This is a genomic window from Paenibacillus sp. y28, from assembly GCF_037137075.1.
GTDB lineage: Bacteria > Bacillota > Bacilli > Paenibacillales > NBRC-103111 > JBBBNV01.
Genome location: NZ_JBBBNV010000065.1, coordinates 1 through 3,380, shown reverse-complemented (window position 1 = coordinate 3,380; position 3,380 = coordinate 1). Strand labels below are relative to the sequence as shown.

The 3,380-nt window shown below is 48.9% G+C and carries 1 protein-coding gene and 3 pseudogenes; 1 reads left to right on the top strand and 3 read right to left on the bottom strand.

Features of this window, described 5'->3' with window-relative positions; translation table 11 throughout:
- The coding region (locus WBG83_RS22160; RefSeq protein ID WP_442955870.1) for a hypothetical protein at positions 1-771 on the top strand (771 nt) is incomplete at its 5' end.
- Positions 772-1,045: 274 nt separating this feature from the next.
- Here WBG83_RS22160 and WBG83_RS22155 read toward each other — a convergent pair.
- The 3 pseudogenes from WBG83_RS22155 to WBG83_RS22145 form a co-directional block, all read right to left on the bottom strand.
- Positions 1,046-2,201, bottom strand: a pseudogene (locus tag WBG83_RS22155) (IS110 family transposase).
- 257 nt (positions 2,202-2,458) lie between these two features.
- Positions 2,459-2,740 (bottom strand): annotated as a pseudogene (locus tag WBG83_RS22150) (glycosyltransferase family 2 protein); the annotation flags it as partial.
- A gap of 54 nt (positions 2,741-2,794) precedes the next feature.
- A pseudogene (locus WBG83_RS22145) lies at positions 2,795-3,174 on the bottom strand (transposase); the annotation flags it as partial.
- Positions 3,175-3,380: the final 206 nt, after the last annotated feature.

Genomic DNA, 3,380 nt, shown 5'->3' with positions numbered 1-3,380 from the left:
GATCTGGTCACCAAGGCGAAAGCTAGCGCCACTGCTTACGAGTTCCCCGCCGCTAAGAAACAAGGACGGGGACGCCCGCCGAAGAAAGGGGCAAAGATCAAGCTCAAGGAGTTGTTTCACACCCGGGCAACAGAATTCCAAAAGGCTACCGTGATGCTGTATGGCAAGGAAGAGACCCTATCCTATTTGTGTCTGGATCTTCTCTGGGGTCAAAAGTTATACCAGCCTTTACGGTTTGTGTTGGTCCTGCGCGGAGAGAAAGCCTCCATTTTAGTGAGTACGGACATGACGCTGGCCGCGACAACGATCATTTCGTTATACGGTTACCGGTTCAAGATTGAATGTACGTTCCGGGAAATGAAGCAAGTCATCGGTGCGTTCGGCTACCGTTTTTGGAGCAAATCGTGCCCCAAGCTCAACCGGTATCTGCACAAGACCGAGAAGCATCCGCTAGAACAAGTGAAGTGTGTACAAGAGCAAAAGCGAATTCAGCAAACGATTGAAGCCATTGAAGGCTTCGTCATGTGCGGTTGCATCGCAATGGGCTTGATTCAGATGATTGCGCTGAAGTTTTCGACGTCCACGCAAGGCTTGTTCTGGCGCTATTTGCGAACACCTTCGAAGGCGATCGTCTCCGAAGCAACCGTCGTGGTGTATTTGCGCCAAACGATTTTGCGCATGTTTGCCCTTCAACCGGATTTGCCAATAACCCAATTAATTCGTTCCAAACAGGAAAAACTCAGTAACGATGTGGATTTTCTGGCTTCTTAACCATTAGAACTTTTCACTGTCCAGTTCATTAAAGCAATTACAAATTTCAATCCTACACCCAAGTATACCATCAAGTTGACAAAAAAATTGTAATTTTGTCGAAAATGCTTTTCTGTGAAAGGATTTTAAGCTCGTAGCAGCTACTACATGCAAATTCCGGTTTTAAATGTGTGAATCTGAGCGACGAAATGAAAAAAAGAACAATAGGATGCCCGGTACACCCCACCCACTTCGGAAGTACGATGTTTATCTCTTTTCGGTTTTGGCTATGCTGTTAAGCTGCAGGCCGAGCAGGCTCTGGCCCACCCTCGATATAGGCAGTCTTTGTCTTCAGCATCATGTAGATGATCGTCAGGATTTTGCGAGCCAGGGCAATGAGTGCTTTCTTCTTCCCGCGGCGAGCGGCCATTTTCCAAAATCGAGCCGACAGGCCAGACTTTCGGCACTTCGTTGCGGCCCAGGCTGCCTCGCATAACGCGGTTTTCACATGCGGATTCCCCTTGCGCGTGCGTGTACTTTTTTTTACCCGCGCTTTCGTGGTTGCCAAGAGCAACGCCTGCCCAAGAAGCCAGATGGTCGGCTGTGGGAAACTGCTCCATGTCGACACCAATTTCGGCAATAATTGCAGAAGCGGTCACCGCACTTACACCCGGAATGGTTTGAATGAGCGTATGGGCTTCCTCGTACGGTTGCAGATGCGCTTCGATCTCGCCATCGAGTGCGGCGATGGATTGCTCCAGAAACGCAATATGCTCCCAGCAATTGCGAATCATGAGCATTTGATGGGAATTCAGCGTCCCGAACAAGGAGTCGGCAACACGCTTCGCATTTCGCTTGATGTTGCCGTGTACGCGATGCTCGATGTCATCGGCATCGACATAGCCTTGCGTGAGTAGACGCTCCAGCAAGTTTCGACCGGACACGCCGAATACATCGGAAATGACAGTGCCCAGCTTGACGTTCGATGCCTCCAGCATTTTTTGAATTCGGTTTTTCTCCGCCGTCAAGTTGCCGACCCGTTTCTTGCGAAGTCGGGTTAAGTCGCGAAGCTCCCGGAGGTCTTCGGCAGGCACGAAGCTTTTTTCGATCAGGCCGACACGGAGCAACTTGGCGATCCACTCGGCATCACTGACGTCCGTCTTGCGACCAGGCACATTCTTAATACGTTGAGCGTTTGCCAGCGCGATGTCGAAGTAGCCTTCCAAGATATTGTAGACAGGCTTCCAGTAGATGCCTGTACTCTCCATCGCAATGTGCGTGACCCCTTCAGATTCGAGCCAGGTCATTAAAGCAAACAGGTCTTTGGTCATCGTGGGAAACGTCTTTGTTTCGAAGCGCAGCGTCTCGTCTGCTTCTCCAATCAGTACGCAAGCGACAATGGTTTCCTTATGGACATCCAGTCCAGCACATCGGGTAAGTAACACTTCCATTTTCTATTCCTCCATCTAAGTGTAATGGACGATTGGCGCATTCGTATGAGGTCTCCATTTTTCTGTACGCGGTCGTTCAGCTAACAAGCGCTGAGCCAGCATGGGGTTGTGCACAATACGAATGCTCACAGTTTTTAGGACAGGGTCGAACCACCAAAAAGCGCCACGTATTTCTGTCCAATCGCCGTATTATTCAGTATGGAAGAGATTGCGTCGCGCTAAACCCCACTTTCATGCTGGGGATGCGACGTGAAGTCATGATTGTTTTTATGAAATAAAATCATAGCCCGATGAAACTCATAGATGATTTTGTAAGGCTTTTTTCGACTGCTGGCTCCTTTGTAATGAATAATATGCGTCTTGGGATAATACATGATTTCCCATCCTGCTTGCTTGATACGATAACACCAATCAATATCTTCCCCATACATAAAAAAATCCTCATCAAGACCTCCTACCTGTTGAACAACTTCCTTACGAACCATCATAAACGCCCCAACCAGAGAATCAACAGGATAAGTTTCATCGGGATTTAAATAGGGCACTGCTTCATTGGAAGCCGGTTCGGGCGCTTGAAGCGGTGCTGACACTTCGATGATTTCGTTCAATTCCGTCAGACGCTTGCGGAAATGTGTCATCATCGAAGAATGGAACGGCGGCTTCATTACGAAGCCGGGTAGATCCGTGCATGTAGGGATTTTGGCTGATCAACGCCAAGGTTTCTCGGTCGGTCAGTTGCATCCGCTCCTGAATAATGAGTGCGCCGAGCCCCATCCGCAGGCTGATGGTTTGCTGCCCAGGAAAGGTGTCTTGTCTTTGAAGAAACGACCGTATTTCTGTTCGGCCGCTGCCCACGGTACGAGCCGCGCCAACTGCACCCAGCGGTTCTCTTCGTCCAGTTTCCCACTAAAGGGCAGAAGAAATCGTCTGGCAGGATCATTTGATTTTCGAGATGCGCGGTCGGCTTGAACACCTTCGTCACTCCATTTTGCAAGGGTTTTGGTTGATCTACGAGCATTTCCTTTGCATATGATTTCGACAAACAAGTCCCAAAACCCTTGTTATTATGCGTTTTCCAGCCTTTTTTGAGCCTTCAGCAAGCCCTAAATAGGGCTTGCTGAACAAGATTTTTACGCAACCTTCGCCTGACGGACAATGAAAAACTGTAAAAATCTGAAA